General features: G+C 69.7%; 18 protein-coding genes and 2 tRNA genes. 6 read left to right on the top strand and 14 right to left on the bottom strand.

Annotated features, from left to right (window positions below):
- Positions 1-38: 38 nt before the first annotated feature.
- Positions 39-509 carry a PPOX class F420-dependent oxidoreductase gene (locus tag OO70_RS45140; protein ID WP_043685695.1) on the top strand — a complete coding sequence of 157 codons (471 nt, stop codon included), beginning with the start codon at positions 39-41 and terminating at the stop codon, positions 507-509.
- Positions 510-636: 127 nt separating this feature from the next.
- Here the strand turns inward: OO70_RS45140 and OO70_RS45135 are convergent, their stop codons facing one another.
- From OO70_RS45135 to OO70_RS45095, 9 genes are all read right to left on the bottom strand, one after another.
- Complete coding sequence (locus OO70_RS45135) at positions 637-1,410, bottom strand: TetR/AcrR family transcriptional regulator (protein WP_043685691.1); 774 nt, start codon at positions 1,408-1,410, stop codon at positions 637-639.
- 88 nt (positions 1,411-1,498) lie between these two features.
- On the bottom strand, positions 1,499-2,968 hold the full coding sequence (locus tag OO70_RS45130) for an MFS transporter (protein WP_234337087.1): 1,470 nt from the start codon (positions 2,966-2,968) through the stop codon (positions 1,499-1,501).
- A gap of 101 nt (positions 2,969-3,069) precedes the next feature.
- Positions 3,070-5,322: an ArnT family glycosyltransferase gene (locus OO70_RS45125; RefSeq protein WP_043685686.1), complete on the bottom strand. Its 2,253-nt coding sequence runs from the start codon at positions 5,320-5,322 to the stop codon at positions 3,070-3,072.
- Complete coding sequence (locus OO70_RS45120; RefSeq protein ID WP_043685683.1) at positions 5,319-6,818, bottom strand: bifunctional glycosyltransferase family 2/GtrA family protein; 1,500 nt, start codon at positions 6,816-6,818, stop codon at positions 5,319-5,321. Before OO70_RS45120 ends, OO70_RS45125 begins: the two co-directional genes overlap by 4 nt.
- A gap of 13 nt (positions 6,819-6,831) precedes the next feature.
- Positions 6,832-8,454, bottom strand: coding sequence for a sensor histidine kinase (locus OO70_RS45115; RefSeq protein ID WP_078651814.1), 1,623 nt, complete (start codon positions 8,452-8,454; stop codon positions 6,832-6,834).
- Positions 8,451-9,191 carry a response regulator transcription factor gene (locus tag OO70_RS45110; RefSeq protein ID WP_033285546.1) on the bottom strand — a complete coding sequence of 247 codons (741 nt, stop codon included), beginning with the start codon at positions 9,189-9,191 and terminating at the stop codon, positions 8,451-8,453. Before OO70_RS45110 ends, OO70_RS45115 begins: the two co-directional genes overlap by 4 nt.
- Before the next feature lie 220 nt (positions 9,192-9,411).
- On the bottom strand, positions 9,412-10,311 hold the full coding sequence (locus tag OO70_RS45105; RefSeq protein ID WP_043685678.1) for an amidohydrolase family protein: 900 nt from the start codon (positions 10,309-10,311) through the stop codon (positions 9,412-9,414).
- 58 nt (positions 10,312-10,369) lie between these two features.
- On the bottom strand, positions 10,370-11,269 hold the full coding sequence (locus OO70_RS45100; protein WP_043685675.1) for a DUF2797 domain-containing protein: 900 nt from the start codon (positions 11,267-11,269) through the stop codon (positions 10,370-10,372).
- A gap of 36 nt (positions 11,270-11,305) precedes the next feature.
- Positions 11,306-11,686 carry an HGxxPAAW family protein gene (locus OO70_RS45095; RefSeq protein ID WP_043685672.1) on the bottom strand — a complete coding sequence of 127 codons (381 nt, stop codon included), beginning with the start codon at positions 11,684-11,686 and terminating at the stop codon, positions 11,306-11,308.
- 88 nt (positions 11,687-11,774) lie between these two features.
- Here OO70_RS45095 and OO70_RS45090 point away from each other — a divergent pair, with 88 nt between their 5' ends.
- Both OO70_RS45090 and OO70_RS45085 read left to right on the top strand, forming a co-directional pair.
- The gene (locus OO70_RS45090; RefSeq protein WP_043685669.1) at positions 11,775-12,260 is read left to right on the top strand and encodes a MarR family winged helix-turn-helix transcriptional regulator; all 486 of its coding nucleotides are present in this window, start codon (positions 11,775-11,777) and stop codon (positions 12,258-12,260) included.
- A gap of 198 nt (positions 12,261-12,458) precedes the next feature.
- Positions 12,459-12,929 carry a GtrA domain-containing protein gene (locus tag OO70_RS45085; RefSeq protein ID WP_043685666.1) on the top strand — a complete coding sequence of 157 codons (471 nt, stop codon included), beginning with the start codon at positions 12,459-12,461 and terminating at the stop codon, positions 12,927-12,929.
- On the opposite strand, the gene OO70_RS45080 is transcribed toward OO70_RS45085, so the two are convergent.
- Positions 12,913-14,022 (bottom strand): phosphotransferase family protein, encoded by a 1,110-nt coding sequence (locus OO70_RS45080; RefSeq protein WP_234337086.1) that lies wholly within the window; start codon positions 14,020-14,022, stop codon positions 12,913-12,915. The genes OO70_RS45085 and OO70_RS45080 overlap by 17 nt on opposite strands.
- A 148-nt stretch (positions 14,023-14,170) precedes the next feature.
- Here OO70_RS45080 and OO70_RS55595 point away from each other — a divergent pair, with 148 nt between their 5' ends.
- Positions 14,171-14,530 carry a hypothetical protein gene (locus OO70_RS55595; RefSeq protein ID WP_199827528.1) on the top strand — a complete coding sequence of 120 codons (360 nt, stop codon included), beginning with the start codon at positions 14,171-14,173 and terminating at the stop codon, positions 14,528-14,530.
- A complete protein-coding gene (locus tag OO70_RS55590; RefSeq protein ID WP_199827527.1) occupies positions 14,512-14,739 on the top strand; it encodes a hypothetical protein in 228 nt (75 codons plus the stop codon). The genes OO70_RS55595 and OO70_RS55590 overlap by 19 nt, the downstream gene beginning before the upstream one ends.
- 169 nt (positions 14,740-14,908) lie before the next feature.
- Here OO70_RS55590 and OO70_RS54960 read toward each other — a convergent pair whose 3' ends face one another.
- The 4 genes from OO70_RS54960 to OO70_RS45050 form a co-directional block, all read right to left on the bottom strand.
- On the bottom strand, positions 14,909-15,073 hold the full coding sequence (locus tag OO70_RS54960) for a hypothetical protein (protein ID WP_158711603.1): 165 nt from the start codon (positions 15,071-15,073) through the stop codon (positions 14,909-14,911).
- Between the two features lie 78 nt (positions 15,074-15,151).
- On the bottom strand, positions 15,152-15,373 hold the full coding sequence (locus OO70_RS45060; protein ID WP_043685661.1) for a hypothetical protein: 222 nt from the start codon (positions 15,371-15,373) through the stop codon (positions 15,152-15,154).
- Positions 15,374-15,518: 145 nt separating this feature from the next.
- Positions 15,519-15,591: transfer RNA gene (locus tag OO70_RS45055), tRNA-Arg, on the bottom strand.
- A 194-nt stretch (positions 15,592-15,785) separates the two neighbouring features.
- Positions 15,786-15,876: transfer RNA gene (locus OO70_RS45050), tRNA-Ser, on the bottom strand.
- Between the two features lie 168 nt (positions 15,877-16,044).
- Here OO70_RS45050 and OO70_RS45045 point away from each other — a divergent pair.
- On the top strand, positions 16,045-16,521 hold the full coding sequence (locus OO70_RS45045; protein WP_043685658.1) for an SSI family serine proteinase inhibitor: 477 nt from the start codon (positions 16,045-16,047) through the stop codon (positions 16,519-16,521).
- The last annotated feature ends 188 nt before the right edge of the window (positions 16,522-16,709 follow it).

Genomic DNA, 16,709 nt, shown 5'->3' with positions numbered 1-16,709 from the left:
GAGGGCGTAGGCGGGGGTGGTGCGCCTAGGCTGCCCTCATGGCACCGAAGAACATCGCGACCAACACCGCCGTCTCCCTGGACGAGTTGCTCGACTTCGTACGACCCCGTCACCGCGCCCTGCTGCTGACCCGGCGGGCCGACGGCAGCCCGCAGGCTTCGCCGCTGACCTGTGGGGTGGACGACTCCGGGCGGATCGTCGTCTCCACGTACCCCGAGCGGGCCAAGACCCGCAACGCCAAGCGTGACCCGCGGGTCAGCATCGTCGTCGTGAGCGACGAGTGGAACGACCCGTGGGTCCAGATCGACGGCACGGCCGAGGTCATCGACCCGCCGGAGTCCGTGGAGCCGCTCGTCGAGTACTACCGCAACATCGCCGGGGAGCATCCGGACTGGGACGAGTACCGGGCGGCAATGCTGAAGCAGGGCAAGTCGATCATTCGGGTGACACCGGAGCGGTGGGGGCCGGTTGCCACCGGCGGTTTTCCGGCACGGCTTGTCGAAGGCTGAGGTGGTGCTGGGGGCTCCGCCCCCAGACCCCCGTCGGCCCTGAAGGGGCCTCGTCCTCAAACACCGGACGGGCTGATTCTGCCGACCCGGGTCGAAAGGATCGACCGGTACTCACGCCCGCGACAGGCTATTTTTCGCGCTCCACCATCGCCTCGATGCCCGCCACCAGCAGGTCCAACGCGAAGGTGAAGTCCCGGTCCATCATCTCCGCGACCGTGTCGCCGCCCCGGGCCGCCATGAGTTTCTTGGACTCCTCCACGATCTCGGCGGTCGTCGGGGCCCCGTCGAACGTCGTCATGGCGTGCCGGAAGTAGTCGTCGGGGGTCATGCCGGTGTCGGCAACCCGGGCGAAGAAGTGGCCCTCGATCGTGCCGTAGCCGTAGACGAACTGGAAGACGGCCGAGATCGCCCCCGTCAGCCCGTGCTCCGGCAGCCCGGTGCGCCGGATCACGCGCTGGACGACACGGGAGAAGGACAGGTTGTTCGGCCCGATGTTGAGGAACGTCCCGGCGAGCGGCGACAGCCAAGGATGTCGGACCAACAGCCCCCGGTACTCCGTGGCCAGCATGCGGAGTTGGTCCCGCCAGTCCGCGCCCTCCGCCTCCGGATCGGGCAACGGCAACTCGCCGAAGACGGAGTCCAGGGCGAGTTCGAGGAGATCGTCCTTCGTGTCGACGTACCAGTAGACGGACATCGCGGTCACGTTCAACTCGGTGGCGAGCCGCCGCATGGAGAACTTCGCGAGTCCCTCGGCGTCCAGCAGTCGTACGGTGACGTCGGTGATACGGGTGCGGTCGAGGCCTGAGGGTTGTCCTCCGCCGCGCGCGCTTCGAGGTGCCTTGTGTTCCAGCCAGACACTGGTGCGCGTAGAACGCCCTGACGACGGGGGTGTCTTGGCCATGACGCACCTTCCTCAAGATCTCAATCCCGGATCACTGTATTCAGGGGCGCGGGGAACTGCGCGACCAGCCACAACGCACCCGCAGACACTACTGAGCGACCACCACCCCCGAGTCTGCCCGCTCCACCCGCCACAACAACGCCGCCGCAAGCAACCCCCCGGTCAAGACAGCAACCGCCCCCACCAACTGACTGACCTCCAGCCCGGCAGAGAAGGAATCGATCACCTTCCTCCTCCCCTCAGCGGAAGAAGCCTCCGCCAACCCCTCCGGCAAGGAGCCCGCCGCGAACCGAGAACTCAGCACCGCCCCAAGAACGGCAACCCCCAACCCGTTCCCGAACTCCCCCAACGTGCCATTGACGCCCGCCCCAACCCCCGCCTTCTCCGCAGGAATCGCACTCATGATCACGTGAGCCATCGCCGGATTCGCCAGCGCAGCCCCCGCCCCGATCAGCATCAACCCCACCAGAGTCCCCGCATACCCACCGGACGCGAACGACGCGATCGACACCAACCCGGCCGACATCAACACCATGCCCAGCCCGATGGCCAGCGGAGCGCCGAGCCTCGCCGTCCACTTCGCCGCCACCCCCGAGAAGTTGAGCGCGACGATCACCAGGGCGAGCGGCGCCGTCCGCACGCCGGCCTCCAACGGGCCGTAGCCGAGAACGAATTGGAGGTGTTGGGTGAGGAGGAAGAGGGAGCCGGCCATGCCGAAGGTGATCAGGACGACCCCGGTGACCGCGGCCGTGAAGCGGCGGTCGCGGAAGAAGTCGAGGTCGAGCATGGGGTACGGGACCCGGTTCTCCCAGTACGCGAAGGCAGCGAGGACGACGACGGCCACCACCCCCGTGAGCAGCACCCGCCCCGACGTCCAGCCGTGCGCGGGCCCCGAGATGATCGCGTAGACCAGCGCGGCCATGCCGACGGTCGAGAGCAGCGCGCCGAGGAGGTCGGGGCGGTCGCCGCGCGGGTTCTTCGACTCGGGGACCAGGACGACCGCCGCGATCAGGGCCAGGGCCGCGACCGGGAGGTTGATCAGGAAGATCGCGCCCCACCAGAAGTGGTTGAGCATGAAGCCGCCGAGGAGCGGGCCGGTCGCGAAGCCGAGTGCGTTGACCGCGGCCCAGATGCCGATCGCCTTCGGCTGTTCCTCGGGGGTGAAGATCTGCATCACGACGGCGAGGGTGGTCGTGATGAGCAGCGCCCCGCCGACCCCCATCCCGGCCCGCGCGGCGATCAACTGCCCTGTGGAGTCGGCCAGTCCGGCGATCAGCGAGCCCGCGCCGAACAGCACGAGTCCCGTGATCAGCATCTTCTTGCGGCCGTAACGGTCGGCCGCGCTGCCCGCCGTCAGCAACAGCCCCGACTGCACGAGCGAGTACGCGTTGATCATCCACTGGATGTCCGCGGTGCCGGCGTCCAGTTCGCGGGTGAGCGAGGGGATCGCGACGTTCAGGACGGTGTTGTCGAGCAGCACGGTGAGCTGCGCGAGACAGATGACTCCGAGGACGATCCAGCGCTGAGGGTGACCCTGAAGGCCTGAGGAGGTCGGCATGTTGTACACCGTAGAACGACTCCCATACAGCGTACAACTGAGATGCGAAAAGGGGCGGTGACCAGGTGGTCACCGCCCCTTTCAGTCAGCCGATTGCCGGCTCAGCTGCTCGTCTTCTGCGTCAGGTCGTAGAAGGTGGCCGAACCGACCGTCACCTTCTTGTAGTTCTTCTCGACCCACGAGGTGATCTGCGAGGAGCTGCCGGTGCTGCTGCCGCCCATGCCGGTGCCGCCCGAGATGAAGTAGTGGATCTTGCCGTCCGCCACGTACTTCTGGAACTGGGCCAGCGTCGGGGACGGGTCGGTGCCGTTGAAGCCGCCGATCGCCATCACCGGGTCGCCGGTGGCGAGTTGGTAGCTCGCGGCGTTCTGGGAGCCGATGGACGCGGCGACCCAGGTGTACTTGCTCGCGTCCGTCTGCAGCAGCTTCTTCGCCGCCGAGGTGACCGTCGCGCCGTTGAGCAGGCCGCCGACGCCACCGCCGCCGCCCATGCCACCGTCGCCGCCCGTCTGGCCGCCGAAACCGCCACCCTGGTTCTGGGTGGTGCCGCCGCCACCGGGCGCCGTACCCGTACCGCCGCCGGTGCCGCCGCCGGGCATCGTGCCGCCGCCCGGGAAGCCGCCGCCCTGGTTCTGGGTCGTGCCGCCGCCCTGCTGACCGGGCATCGTGCCGGTGCCGCCGGTGCGGTTGCCGCCGCCGAAGCCGCCGCGACCGCCGCCGCCACCCGGACCGCCGCCCATCATGCTCGCGCCGGCCGGACCGGCCGTCGGGATGGAGCCGGTGTGCGCCGAGTTGACCGTCGACATGGTGTACGCCGCCGGTCCCGCCAGGCCCGCCACGATGCTCAAGCCGACTGCCGCGAGGGCGAGTTGACGGCCGATCTTCGCGACGAAGATCAGGCCGAGCGCGCCGGCCAGGGAGCCGAGGAGGACCAGCCACTTGAGCCAGGGCAGGTAGTCGGGGGTGCGGTTGAGGAGGACGTAACCCCACACACCCGCGGCGACTACTGCCGCCGCGAGGGTGATCGACGCCCAGATCTCGCCGCGCTTCTCCCACAGGGAGCCGGCGCCGATGCCGATGACCGCGGCCATGTAGGGGGCCAGCGCGATCGTGTAGTACTGGTGGAAGATGCCGGCCATGTAGCTGAAGACGACCAGGGTCGTCACCAGCGAGCCGCCCCACACGAGCATCGAACTGCGCCTGACCGACGTGCGGCCCAGCTTGCGCGTGGCCACCAGGCCCGCGACGAGGAGGATCAGCGCGGTGGGCAGCAGCCAGGAGATCTGGCTGCCGATCTCGTCGTTGAACATGCGGTTCCAGCCGGTGGCACCCCACATGCCGGTGCCGGTGCCGCCACCGCCGCCTCCGACGCTGCCGGTCTCGTCGCCGCTGAGGCGGCCGAACCCGTTGTAGCCGAAGGTCAGTTCAAGGAAGCTGTTGTTCTGCGAGCCGCCGATGTAGGGGCGCGAGGACGCCGGCCACAGCTCGACGAGCGCGACCCACCAGCCGGCCGCGACGACCAACGCGCCGGTGGCCAGGCCCAGTTGGGCGAACCTCTTCTTCACGCTCACCGGCGCGCACACCGCGTAGACGATGGCCAGCGGCGGCAGGATCAGGAAGGCCTGCAGGGTCTTCGACAGGAACGCGAAGCCGATCGCGACTCCGGCCCACACCAGCCACTTCGTACGGCCGTCCTCCAGGGCCCGGACGACGAGGTAGCAGGCGACCGCCATGAGCAACGCCAGTGCGGCGTCAGGGTTGTTGAACCGGAACATCAGCGCCGCGACCGGGGTGAGCGCGAGCACGGCGCCCGCGATCAGACCGGCCTCGGGGCTGTGCCGGCGGCGGACCGCCGCGTAGACGACCGCGACCGTGCCGACGCCCATGAGGACCTCGGGGACCAGGATCGCCCACGAGTTGAGGCCGAAGATGCGGACCGAGATCTCCATCGGCCACAGGAACGCCGAGGGCTTGTCGACGGTGATCGCGTTGCCCGCGTCGAGCGAGCCGAACAGCATCGCCTTCCAGCTCTTGCTGCCGGCCTGGACCGCCGCCGAGTAGAAGGAGTTGGAGTAGCCGGACGCGCTCAGGTTGTAGAGGTAGAGCAGGCCCGTCGCGAGCAGCATGCCCCAGAACGCGGGGCGCACCCAGCGCGGGTCCTCGGGCCGGCCGCGCCACAGGCGGCGGCCGAGCGGCTGCTTCGGCTCACCGGCCTGCGGGGCCAGGGTGTCCGAGGGCGCCACCGGCTCGTGTACGGCCGTATCTCTGCCGGTGTCGCTGTCACCGGTCGGCGGCCCCCAGGACGAGGGACTGCCTCCTCCCGGATAGGTCGTCTGATCGGTGTCGGTACTCATCGGGCGTCCCTCGGGTCGGTGTCGTGGGGACGCACCGGCTGCAACTGCATCGTCGCGTCCCTCCAGGTGCCGTCCGCGGCTTCACCGGCGCGGAACTGGGTGGTGGTGTCGTACGTCCCCTGGTGGGCCTGCGGCTGCTGCCGCTGGGGCAGCGGGCCGTACGCACCGGGGTACTGCGCGTGCTGGGGCGTCGCCGTCGAATAGGTGGGCGACGAAGGGGTGTTGACGGCTACGACCGTCGAGTCCTGGGCGCTGTCGCGGCGGTCCGGGAACACCCAGGCGCGGAAGAGCAGAAAGCGCAGGACGGTCGCGGCGAGGTTGGCGGCCACCAGGACCGCCAGTTCGGTGGAGTGCGCCGGGTCGCTGCTGGCCGCGTTCAGCGCGGCGAGCGAGCCACTGGTCAGCGCGAGGCCGATGGCGAAGACGACCAGGCCCTGTGCCTGGTGACGGACGGCTCCGCCCTTGCCGCGGACCCCGAAGGTCAGCCTGCGGTTCGCGGCCGTGTTGGCGACCGCCGAGACCAGCAGTGCGAGCGCGTTGGCGATCTGCGAGCCGGAGAACTGCCGGAAGGCGCTGTAGAGCACCAGGTAGAAGAGGGTGGAGAGACCGCCCACGACACAGAATCCGACGAGCTGGCGGGCCAGGCCCTTGGGCACGTCCTTGATGTCGCGGTCCCGAGGGTCGTCGCCGAAGGGACGCGTGACACGGTCGAGCGGCAGCGAACCGGAGGCCAGGGCCTTGCCCACGCGCCACACTCCCTTCAGGTCCTCGGTCGCGGTCTTGACGATGTGGACGGTCGAGTTCGGGTCGTCGACCCAGTCGACCGGCACCTCGTGGATGCGGAGTCCGGCACGTTCGGCCAGCACCAGCATCTCGGTGTCGAAGAACCAGCCGGTGTCCTCGACGAGCGGCAGCAGCGCCTGGGCCACATCACGCCGGATCGCCTTGAATCCGCACTGGGCGTCCGAGAAGCGGGCCTGCAGCGAGCCGCGCAGGATCAGGTTGTAGGTCCGGCTGATGAACTCGCGCTTGGCGCCACGCACGACACGCGACGAGCGGGCCAGCCGGGAACCGATCGCCAGGTCGGAGTGACCCGAGATCAGCGGCGCCACCAGGGGGAGCAGCGCGTTGAGGTCGGTGGAGAGATCGACGTCCATGTAGGCGAGGATCGGGGCGTCCGAGGCGGACCAGACGGTGCGCAGTGCTCGACCGCGCCCCTTCTGCTCCAGCCGGAAGGACTTGACCTCCGGTATTTCCGACTCCAGCCGCGCTGCCACCTGAGGAGTGGTGTCGATCGACGCGTTGTCCGCGATGGTGATGCGGAACGCGTACGGGAACGTGCGCTTGAGGTGCTCGTGCAGTCTGAGCACACATGGCTGGAGGTCCTTCTCCTCGTTGTAGACGGGGATCACTACGTCCAGGACAGGCGTACCGGCGTCTCCGGCCGGGAGGTGCTCCCGCGCCGGCAGGGTGCCGGGAGAAGAGTCGGTTCGCATGCACCGACTCTCCTCAAGCGCCCTGTTGCACCCATGTGGTGGCACTGTGCTGTGCCTGTGAGTGCGATTGCCAATTCGTTTCGGGAGCGGGCGTGGGCACAGCGGGTGCCAGCGCGGGCAGATGCACGGTGAACACCGTGCGTCCGGGAACGCTGTCCACGGTGACCGCGCCACCGTGTGCGGTCGCGACCGCCTGCACGATGGCGAGGCCCAGACCCGTCGATCCCGTGGAGCGGGAACGCGCCGAGTCGCCGCGCGCGAACCGCTCGAAGACATGCGGCAGCAGATCCGGCGGGATGCCCTGACCGTTGTCCTCGACGTCCACGCACATCCACGGTCCGCGCCGCTGCACGCGTGCGGTGATCGTCGTACCGGGTGGTGTGTGCTTGCGGGCGTTGCCGAGCAGATTGACCAGCACCTGCTGGATACGGGCCGCGTCCGCCGACACGAGGGCCGGTTCGTCGGGCAGGTCGAGCCGCCAGTTGTGGCCCATGCCGGCCGCGCGCGAGTCGCTGATGGTGTCCACGACGAGCGGGATCAGGTCGGTCTGGTCGAACTGGAGCGGTCTGCCCGCGTCGAGCCGGGCGAGGAGGAGCAGATCCTCCACGAGCAGGGTCATGCGCCCGGCCTCGGACTCGATCCGGCCGAGGGCGTGCTTGGTGTCGGGGCCGGTCTGTTCGCGTCCGCGACGGGTCAGCTCCGCGTAGCCCCGGATGGAGGCGAGCGGCGTCCGCAGCTCATGACTGGCGTCGGCGACGAACTGCCGTACGCGCATCTCGCTCTGCTGTCTGGCGTGCAGGGCGCCATGGACGTGGTCCAGCATCCTGTTGAGCGCGGCTCCGACCTGGCCGACCTCGGTGTGCGGGTCGGTCTCGGACTCGGGGACACGTTCGTTGAGGGTGACTTCGCCGGTGTGGAGGGGGAGTTCGGAGACCCGGGTGGCGGTGGCGGCGACCCGGCGCAGGGGGCGGGTGGCCACGCCGACGAGGACGAAGCCGGCGATGCCCGCGGCGACCAATCCGGCGGCGGTGACGCTGAGTTCGACGAGGATCAGGGTGTTGATGGTGTTGTCGACCTCGGCGGTCGGGACGGCGACGTAGTAGCTGCCGCTGTCCCCGCTCTTGTACTCGACGCGGAAGTCGCCCACGCCTGGGATCTCCACGGTGTGCTGCTGGCTGTTCTGGGGGACGGAGCCGAGCGCGGCGAGCTGGGCCTTGGTGAGCGTCTTCGAGGTCATCTGCAAGTCGCTCGCCTGCTTCACACCGCGGCGGGCGTCGGTGATGGAGCCGTTCACGACCTTGGCGATGATCGTGCCCTGAGGCTGCGGACCCGTGACGAATTCGTCGAGCTTGGTCTGCTGCCGCTGCACCTTCTGCCCGCCGGGCGCGACGAGGCCGCCCTTCGGCTGCTGGCCGCCGGGGGGCCCGAACGAACCGGACGCCCGCGAAGCGGACTCGTTCAGTTGGCCGTTCAACTGGTCGTACAGATGTGACCGCAGGGCGAACGTCGTCACCGTCCCGATCACCGCGCACACCACCGCGATCAGCGTCACGGACGCGACGACGAGCCGGGTCCGCAGGGTGCGCGGCTTACCCGCTCGTTTCTTCTGCGCACGCGGCCGTCGTCGCCCGCTCATGACGCCGCGGGCTTGATCAGGTAACCGGCACCGCGCCGGGTGTGGATCATCGGCTCACGTCCGGCGTCGATCTTCCGGCGCAGGTACGAGATGTAGAGCTCGACCACATTGGCCTGCCCACCGAAGTCGTACGACCACACACGGTCGAGGATCTGCGCTTTGCTGAGTACACGCCGGGGATTACGCATCAGGAAGCGCAACAGCTCAAACTCGGTGGCGGTGAGGTGGATGCCCTCGCCGGCCCGCGACACCTCGTGGCTGTCCTCGTCGAGGGTGAGGTCACCGACGATCAGTACGGAGTCCGAGCGACGGTCGGCGGCACCGGAGCGGCGGATCAGCCCGCGCAGCCGGGCGACGACCTCTTCGAGGCTGAACGGCTTGGTGACGTAGTCGTCGCCACCGGCGGTGAGCCCGGCGATACGGTCCTCGACGGCGTCCTTGGCCGTCAGGAACAGCACCGGAACGTCCGGCAGCTCCCGGCGCATCCGGCCGAGAACAGTGAGGCCGTCCATGTCCGGCAGCATCATGTCGAGGACGACGGCGTCGGGCCGGAACTCGCGCGCGGTCTGGATCGCGCCGGTTCCGTCACCCGCGCTTCTGATCTGCCAACCCTCGTATCGGAGGGCCATGGACAGCAGCTCGGTGATCGACAGCTCGTCGTCCACCACAAGCACTCGGACGGGGCTCCCGTCCGGCCTCAGCAGTTCGGTGCGCCCCTGGGGCGAGGTCGTGGTCATAGTGGACACCTTGTCGGGGTCCCCTAAGAACACGCTTTCCGGAGTCTGTGATTTTCCTGAGAAACTCACAGGGACCACTCAGGGAACACCTTGGAACCGCTTGCCCAACCCTCATCCGACGGTCATGAACCCGCGGGTCCCGCGCTCGCCCGCCCCAACCGCCCCCATATCTCCACACTCTCCCCGCATCACCCGTACCGGTCGTACTCTCAGCTCCCCCTCACCCTGCGAACAGCCGCGCCCCGTTGTCATGGCAGACCGCGCGTAGCCAGTCGTCGCCGAGGTCCAGCCGCTCCAGGGCGTGCAGTTGGTGAAGGTACGGATACGGAATGTTCGGGAAGTCGCTGCCCAGCAGCACGCGGTCGCCGAGCGCGGCGAGCCGGGGGAGCGCGCGTGGCGGGAAGGGCGCGAGGCGTTCGCTGAAGTCCGTGAACGTCATCGTCGTGTCCAGGCGCATCTCCCCGTACCGCTCGGCCAGGTCCAGGAAGTCCTCGTACTCCGTCATCCCCATGTGCGCGACGATCAGCCGCAGCCGGGGGTGCCTGGCCAGCACGCGCGCGATCGGCTCGGGCCCGGTGTGCTTGCCGGGTGCGGGCCCCGATCCGCAGTGGATCACGACCGGCGTACCGGCCTCGGCGAGCAACCCCCAGGCGGGGTCGAGGAGTTCGTCCGCCGGATCGTACGCGCCGACCTGCACATGCGCCTTGAACACCCGCGCCCCGGAGTCCAGCGCCTCCCGGACGTAGTCCTCGACTCCGGGCTCCGGGAAGAGCGTCGAGGTGTGCAGACAGTCGGGCGTGCGCGCGGCGAAGTCGACGGCCCAGCCGTTGAGCCACTGGGCCATGCCGGGCTTGTGCGGATAGAGCATCGCGGTGAAAGCGCGTACTCCGAACTCCCTTATCAGCGCGACCCGTTCCTCTTCCTCCTGCCGGTACGTGATCGGCCACTCGAGGGCTCCGCCGGTCGCCGGCCCGAGCGCGTCGAAGTATCCCCAGACCTTGCGCAGCACCCGCTCGGGCATGAAGTGGGTGTGCACGTCGACAAGTCCGGGCAGCCCGAGCCGCTGCCAGAACCGACGTACTTCCGCCGCCTCACCGTGTTCATCCCGTTCCTCGTTCATACGGGAACCACCTCCTGCCCCTCGCTGTCGAACTTCGGCCACGCCCCCGGAACAGCCGTCAGAACAACCCCTCCTGCACCCCCGGCGCCTCCCGCCTGAACTCCCGTACCGGCACGGTGAATCCACCCGTGTCACCCCCGGCGGGGATCAACTCCCACCCCGTCATCAACCGGGTGTCGAGCACGATCACGCCCCGCGCGGTCGCGAGGTGGAGATCCGGTCCCGCGGCCGCGACCAGCTCCCCGCCCACCAGCCCGCCCGCGACCAGCCCGCTCACCTCACCGACGGCGGCCGGGAGTCCCGCGAGGCCGAACACGTCGACGTGGTCCACGGGTCGGTACGGCTCGCGGTGGAGCGACTCCGGCCATTCGCGCAGCGCGAGGGCCCGGGCGTGCAGGTCCGCGAGCTCGGCGGCCCGCTCCGCCGCCGAGCCCGGCAGCGCGGAGCGGACGGCGCGCTTCTCGCCGTAGGGAATGCGGTCCGGCACCCGGAGGGCGGCGCGCAGCAGTTCCTCCGAGCGGCGGGCCGCCATCAGCGGGCCGAGGCCCAGCCAGCTGAAGCAGATCGCGCCCTGTTCAAGGAGCCGTGCGGAGCCGCGCTCTTCGGCGGTGATGCCGACCTTGAGCAGGCCGGGCCCGAACCAGGCCAGATATACGTGATACGGGCGTGGGTCGTCGGCGATCGTGTCGGCGGCCACCGAGTGCGCCCGGTCCAGCCGCGCGCACTCCTCGCACCGCGCGCCCGTGCTCCGCTCCGGCACGGCCGCACGCAGCGGGCAGGTATGCCCCCGTGCTCCCACGCATGTCCGCCCGCCCCCTTCCGCGACCTCGAAGGCCACCCGTTTCCCCCGGGGCAGCGGGCTCCCGTGCCCGCCGTCCCACTTCAGCTCGGGACCGCCTACCGTCCATCGGAGTCCCGAGCACTTCCACGTCCGTGGTGCCCGTGATGTCTCTGCCATCGCTCACGAGATTAGACGGCGGCACTGACAACCGCCTCAGCCCGCGGTTTCACCGACCGGGGCGGACTCGCGAGGCACCGGCACGACCGGGTACTCCTCGGCCTCTGCCACCCGTCCCCGCCCCCGCCCGGCCAGCCGGCACCCGACACACCCGGGATGCCCCGCGCGCGCCAGCGGATCCCGCACCCGCATCCCCCACTGCGCCCGGTCCCGCCGCCCGGGCGGCTTGCCCCACCCGTTGAGATGCAGCGCCCAGGTGACCAGAACACTCACCGCGACGATCCCCAGCCCGCCACCGATCAGCGGGGCGGAGACCACGCACAGTCCCGCCCCCGCGACGGTCGACCCGACGGTCGCGATGCCGAATCCGGTCCAACCGGCGACCGTATGCCCCTCGTCATACTGGTGTGCGCTCATATGCCAGCCGCCTCCTCGAAGCCATGACAGATACCTCACGCCCTAAGAAGTTTAGAGTAGAAAACTCTCACTAGCTAAGGCAATAACAATGCAAGCCAAGCCTCGCCCCACCGCCACCCCGGCCCAGGCGCTGGACGCGATGGACTCCCTCATCGCCACCGCCCAGCTCGGCCAGCAGGAAATGGCCGAGCGGCTGGGCCTGAACGTCACGGATCTCCTCTGTTTCGCCTGCGTCCTTAAGGCGGGGGAGAACCTCCTCACCGCGGGCGACCTGGCCGAACACGCCCACGTCACGACGGGCGCGGTGACCGGCATCCTCAACCGCCTCGAACGCGCCGGTTTCATCACCCGCGTCCCCGACCCCACCGACCGCCGCCGCGTCCGCGTGGCCTCGGTACCGGACGCGGTGACCAGAGTCCTCGCCCTCTACGGCCCCTACTACGACCGCCTCAACGCCCAGTTCGCCGACTACTCCCCCGCCGAGATCGCCGTACTGGCCGACTGGTTCACGCGGACGTCGGCGCTGGCGCACGACTACATGGAGGAACTCCGGGCGCGGGACAGAGACAGCTGACCCGAGGAGCACCCGGGTAATCCGAGGCGCACCCGGGGGGTTTACCCGACCCCGTTGGTAGAGCCCACTCCACCACCGGTTCGGGAGGCCGCTTCATCGTGCCCGGAACCGTACGACGGCATCGTTGACCTCAGCCGGTCAAGAGGGTCGGCGAAGGATCGGCGCAGGCCCAACAGCCGCCGTACGGAGGGACATCCCATGAAGCCCGGCCCCGGCCCGTTCGCGTCCTTCGTCAGGTTCGTGGTGTGCGGCGGCGGTGTCGGGGTCCTGTCCAGCTTCGCGGTACCGCTGCTCGCCGCACTGATGCCCTGGGCGGCGGCGAACGCGCTGATCACGGTCGCCTCGACGATCCTCTGCACAGAGCTGCACGCCCTGTTCACCTTCGGCACCGGCCGCCGCCCCGGCCTGCGCGAGCACTGGCAGTCGGCGGGTTCGGCCACGGCGGCCTACGTGGCGACCTCCGCCGCGATCCTCGTCCTCCACGCCGTCCAGCCCTCACCCGGCATGGTGACCGAGCAGATCGTCTACCTCGGCGCCTCGGGCCTCGCCGGCATCGGCCGCTTCCTGGTCCTCCGCCTGTTCGTCTTCGCCGACCGCAGCGCTCCGACGCCGGTCGCGATCGCGGTACGGCCGACGGTGGCAGCGCCCGCGTTCAGCGCGGCGGCGTGACCGCCCCACGCCTCAACAGCCCTGCGCACCAACGGAAATGACCGTCACCGCCGTCCGCGGAGAACAGGTCGTACGTCGCCAGCGCATAGGCGCGCTGATAGAGGGCGAGCGTGTCCGGTGAGTGGCCGAGCTCCTCGGCGAACAGGCGCGTGAGGGTGACGGTGTGCCGCTCGGCGTACGGCCCGTACATGTCCCACACGGCGGCGGTCACTGCGGCCTCGAACGCCGGGTCGCCCGCGGTGGTGAAGAACCCGAAGTCGAGTACGGCCGTAGGGGCGCCCGTGTCGTCGACGTGGATGTTGGGCGGTACGAGATCACCGTGCACGACGCTGACCCGGCCGTCGTCCGGAAGCGCCCGCAGGGATTCCGTCGTCCGCCGCACGATGGTCTCGAAGTCGGGTACCTGGGCGGCGAGTTGGTCCCCGTGACGGCGGACGGCACGCAGGACGAGGGCGGCGAGCGCGTCGGGGAAGCGGGTGTGCCCCTCCCAGAGGGGACGGTCGTCGCCCTGCACAGCGAGGCGCCGCATGGCCTCGGTGCCGGGTACGGCGGCCAGGGCGCGCAGCACCGTCAGCAGGGCGTCGGTCTCCCGCGCGGGCAGCTCCCGCCCCGGCGCCACGACCGCCGAGTCGGCCCGCAACGGCGTACCGCTCAACTCCCGTTCATAGGTGACCGGAACGCCCTCGTGCTCCTCGACGGCGAGGATCTCCGGGGTGGCGAAGGGCAACGATGCCGCGTGCCGGGCGATGTCGTCGTAGACCTGCCGCATGAGCCCCAGCCCGACCGGCCGCCGCCCGCTCCACACCTTGGCGATCCTCCCGCCGCCGAGGAGGTACACGGCACCCTCGACACCGGCGGCGAGCGGCCGTACGTCCCCGTGACCGCGGTCGGCGAAGTACCGGATCCAGTCGGCGGTGTGCTGCTGGCGGTGGGTGGCCATGGCTGAGATGGACTCCCCGAGGGGGCAATGAGCGTGCGGGTGAGGGTCGTTCGCGGGGTGGGCCTCCCATTGAAGCCCGCCGAGCAGGGAGCGGTCGCCCGCACCGCCGCGCGCCACGGCGCCGACGTGCTGCTCGACTGGGACGACCGGCACCGGCGCGAAAGCCTTCGTCGACGCGGCCGACATCGCCGCCGGGGCGGTCGAGACACTGCTCGCTCCCGAGGCGCACGCCGGTGCGCGCTCCGAGCCCACCGGACCGCGGGCGCTAACCGTCGGCGAGGTCGCCGACACCATCGCCGCCGTGACCGGCCGGCCCGTCCGGCACCACGGCATCGACCCCGAGGTGTGGATCGGCGGCGCGGTCGGGGCCGGGCTCGTCCTTGCCGACTACGCGGTGCTGCTCCGCCGGCTGACCGGCAGCGTCAGCTCCGGCGACGGCTCCACGCCGAACGACGACATCGAGAAGGTCACCGGCCGATCGCCAGCCGGCTTCCACAACTTCGCCCGGCGCAACCGCACACGCCTGGGCCGCACCGGTGGCGGGGTGACGATAACCGTCGACCTGTCCCTCGACCTCACCGCACTGGACCCGTTCTTCCGGATCGTCCAGGAGGGGCTCGCGGGCCTCGTCTCGTCGACGGCGTGGTCGTCGAGTACGTGATCTCCGTGCCCGGCTACCCGAGCCGGGTGCGGGGACGCGGGGCGGCGGCCGATCTGTACCGCGGCTACGGCGACGTCATGATCCTGCACAGCGCGGACGAACTGGCCGTCCACCGGGACCCCGGGACGTCAGTGGTCGTACTCAAGACGCGGTGCACGGACGGGCTGTCCGCACCGCGCGGGCCTACGACAACCACTTCGTCTCCGTGATCACCGTCAAGGACCGCAAAGTGGCGCACTGGCGTGACTACTTGGACCCCGTGGCCGTGTTCCGGGCCGTCGGACGGCCGACGAAGGAGCACTGAAAGACCGCCGGGGAACTGGCGCGTGGTTGACGGGCTTCACCGGACAGGGCCCGTGGAAGCCCGGTCCGCCCCGACTAGCCCGCCCTGCGGAAGGCCTCGTCCATGTCCGAGGGTGCCTGCCCGTCGTCGAACGGCAGGGTCTCGTCCTCCCCGAAGTCCGGGGCCTGGAAGGGGTTCGTCGCCGGAGGGGGCGATCCCGCGTTGGCTTTGCGGGACGCCCCTTCCGGGGCGGAGAACAACGAGGTCAGTTCGATGAGAGGTCTCCCGTTCGTTACAGGCCGCTGGGACCTGGTGTGCCGTGACCGGGCACGGCGGTCCTACAGCTTGCTCATCTTGGAGTACGGACTCAGGATGCGCTCCTGAGCCGACCCGAAGTCGACGAGCACCGCGATTCCGTCCTCGATGCCGATGACCCGGCCGAGGCCGTACATGTCGTGTGTCACCTGGTCGCCGACGGCGAACTGCTTCGGGGCCGCCGCGGCCGGTGCCTTGAAGGGACTGGTGGGCAGATAGCGCTTCGGTGCAGCTGGCTTTGTCATTGACTCCAGTATGGGCCTAGACACGCCACTCGCTGAGGCCGTCCGCATCGCTTGTTCATCACAACCTGGTGGACGACCCCGTCGACCGGGCCTGTCCTGCGCAAACGCGAGAAGCCCCGGATCACTCCGGGGCCCCTCGACGATGTGCACTCGGCAGGATTCGAACCTGCAACCTTCTGATCCGTAGTCAGATGCTCTATCCGTTAAGCTACGAGTGCTTGATTTTCTCTTGTTTTCCTTCTCCGTTCCCGGCCCTTCCGGCCCGCTCGCGGCGACAGGAAGAACATTACATGACTGCCGCCGCCATGTGAAATCCGTTAGCCATACCCCTTGTGAGCTGCGGAAACAGCCAGAAATGACATGGGGAACGACCGAAGCCCCGGTCGCGTGGACCAGGGCTTCGGGTGAGGTGCGGAGGCGGAGGGATTTGAACCCTCGATGGGATTTGCGTCCCAAACCGCATTAGCAGTGCGGCGCCATAGACCGGACTAGGCGACGCCTCCAGCACAACCACCCGCGCGAGCGCGGAAGGTGCGTGCAGATGATGACACAGATGAGCGCGCTGTCACCAATCGCCCCCCACGGTACTAGGCAGGCGGGCCGCAGGGCAAAGCCGTTGCCGCCGGCCGCCGTGTCCGCAACGTCCGGGGGCGGCGGGCGTTAGTCAGGTCATGTTGCAGGTCAACCGTCTCCTCGTGATCGCTGCCGCCGTAGGCTCGCTGGCCGCCGTGCCCGCCACCGCCCATGCGCAGACCGCCCCCACGACTCCCCACACCCTCGCGCCACCGCCCGTCCATGACGAGGACGGGTCCGGCGGTGACCACCTCACCGTCACCGTCCGGCACGCGGGCGGCGCGGCCGACGGCACGCACGAGCTGTACTGCCACCCCGGCGGCGGCACCCACCCGGACGTGAGCGGCGCCTGCGAGGCCGTCGGCCGCAATACCCAGTGGGGAAGGGACCCCTTCGCACCGGTGCCCCCGGACAGCATGTGCACGATGATCTACGGCGGCCCCGCCACCGCCCATGTCACCGGCACCTGGGCCGGACGCCCCGTCGACGCGACGTACGACCGCGGCAACGGCTGCGAGATCTCCCGCTGGAACCGGATGGTCCCGCTGCTGCCCGATCTCGGCCGTGACCACTGAGCCTCGGCCGTGACCACTGAAGCTCGGCCGCAACCGCGGAAGCCGTCACCACGGAAGACGGCGGGGATGGATGGTCGGTCACACGTTCTACGTCACTTCGACGTGCGACCTCCCTCTCATCTCACTCCGCGAGCACAAGGACTGCCCTTAGACTCCGTCGCGTGACACGTCGCGGGCCGGTTGGCAAG

This window comes from Streptomyces xylophagus (assembly GCF_000716435.1).
Lineage (GTDB): Bacteria > Actinomycetota > Actinomycetes > Streptomycetales > Streptomycetaceae > Streptomyces > Streptomyces xylophagus.
Note: the sequence above shows the minus strand (reverse complement) of the source record. Positions and strands in the feature narration are given on the sequence as shown.

Bases quoted from the DNA above. Each gene is read 5' to 3' on its own strand.
- OO70_RS45120 (WP_043685683.1), bottom strand. From the start codon at position 6,818: ATGCGAACCGACTCTTCTCCCGGCACCCTGCCGGCGCGGGAGCACCTC.
- OO70_RS45135 (WP_043685691.1), bottom strand. From the start codon at position 1,410: ATGGCCAAGACACCCCCGTCGTCAGGGCGTTCTACGCGCACCAGTGTC.
- OO70_RS45110 (WP_033285546.1), bottom strand. From the start codon at position 9,191: ATGACCACGACCTCGCCCCAGGGGCGCACCGAACTGCTGAGGCCGGAC.
- OO70_RS45140 (WP_043685695.1), top strand. From the start codon at position 39: ATGGCACCGAAGAACATCGCGACCAACACCGCCGTCTCCCTGGACGAG.
- OO70_RS45105 (WP_043685678.1), bottom strand. From the start codon at position 10,311: ATGAACGAGGAACGGGATGAACACGGTGAGGCGGCGGAAGTACGTCGG.
- OO70_RS45045 (WP_043685658.1), top strand. From the start codon at position 16,045: ATGTTGCAGGTCAACCGTCTCCTCGTGATCGCTGCCGCCGTAGGCTCG.
- OO70_RS45060 (WP_043685661.1), bottom strand. From the start codon at position 15,373: ATGACAAAGCCAGCTGCACCGAAGCGCTATCTGCCCACCAGTCCCTTC.
- OO70_RS45115 (WP_078651814.1), bottom strand. From the start codon at position 8,454: ATGAGCGGGCGACGACGGCCGCGTGCGCAGAAGAAACGAGCGGGTAAG.
- OO70_RS45085 (WP_043685666.1), top strand. From the start codon at position 12,459: ATGAAGCCCGGCCCCGGCCCGTTCGCGTCCTTCGTCAGGTTCGTGGTG.
- OO70_RS45095 (WP_043685672.1), bottom strand. From the start codon at position 11,686: ATGAGCGCACACCAGTATGACGAGGGGCATACGGTCGCCGGTTGGACC.
- OO70_RS45125 (WP_043685686.1), bottom strand. From the start codon at position 5,322: ATGAGTACCGACACCGATCAGACGACCTATCCGGGAGGAGGCAGTCCC.
- OO70_RS45100 (WP_043685675.1), bottom strand. From the start codon at position 11,269: ATGGCAGAGACATCACGGGCACCACGGACGTGGAAGTGCTCGGGACTC.
- OO70_RS45130 (WP_234337087.1), bottom strand. From the start codon at position 2,968: ATGCCGACCTCCTCAGGCCTTCAGGGTCACCCTCAGCGCTGGATCGTC.
- OO70_RS45090 (WP_043685669.1), top strand. From the start codon at position 11,775: ATGCAAGCCAAGCCTCGCCCCACCGCCACCCCGGCCCAGGCGCTGGAC.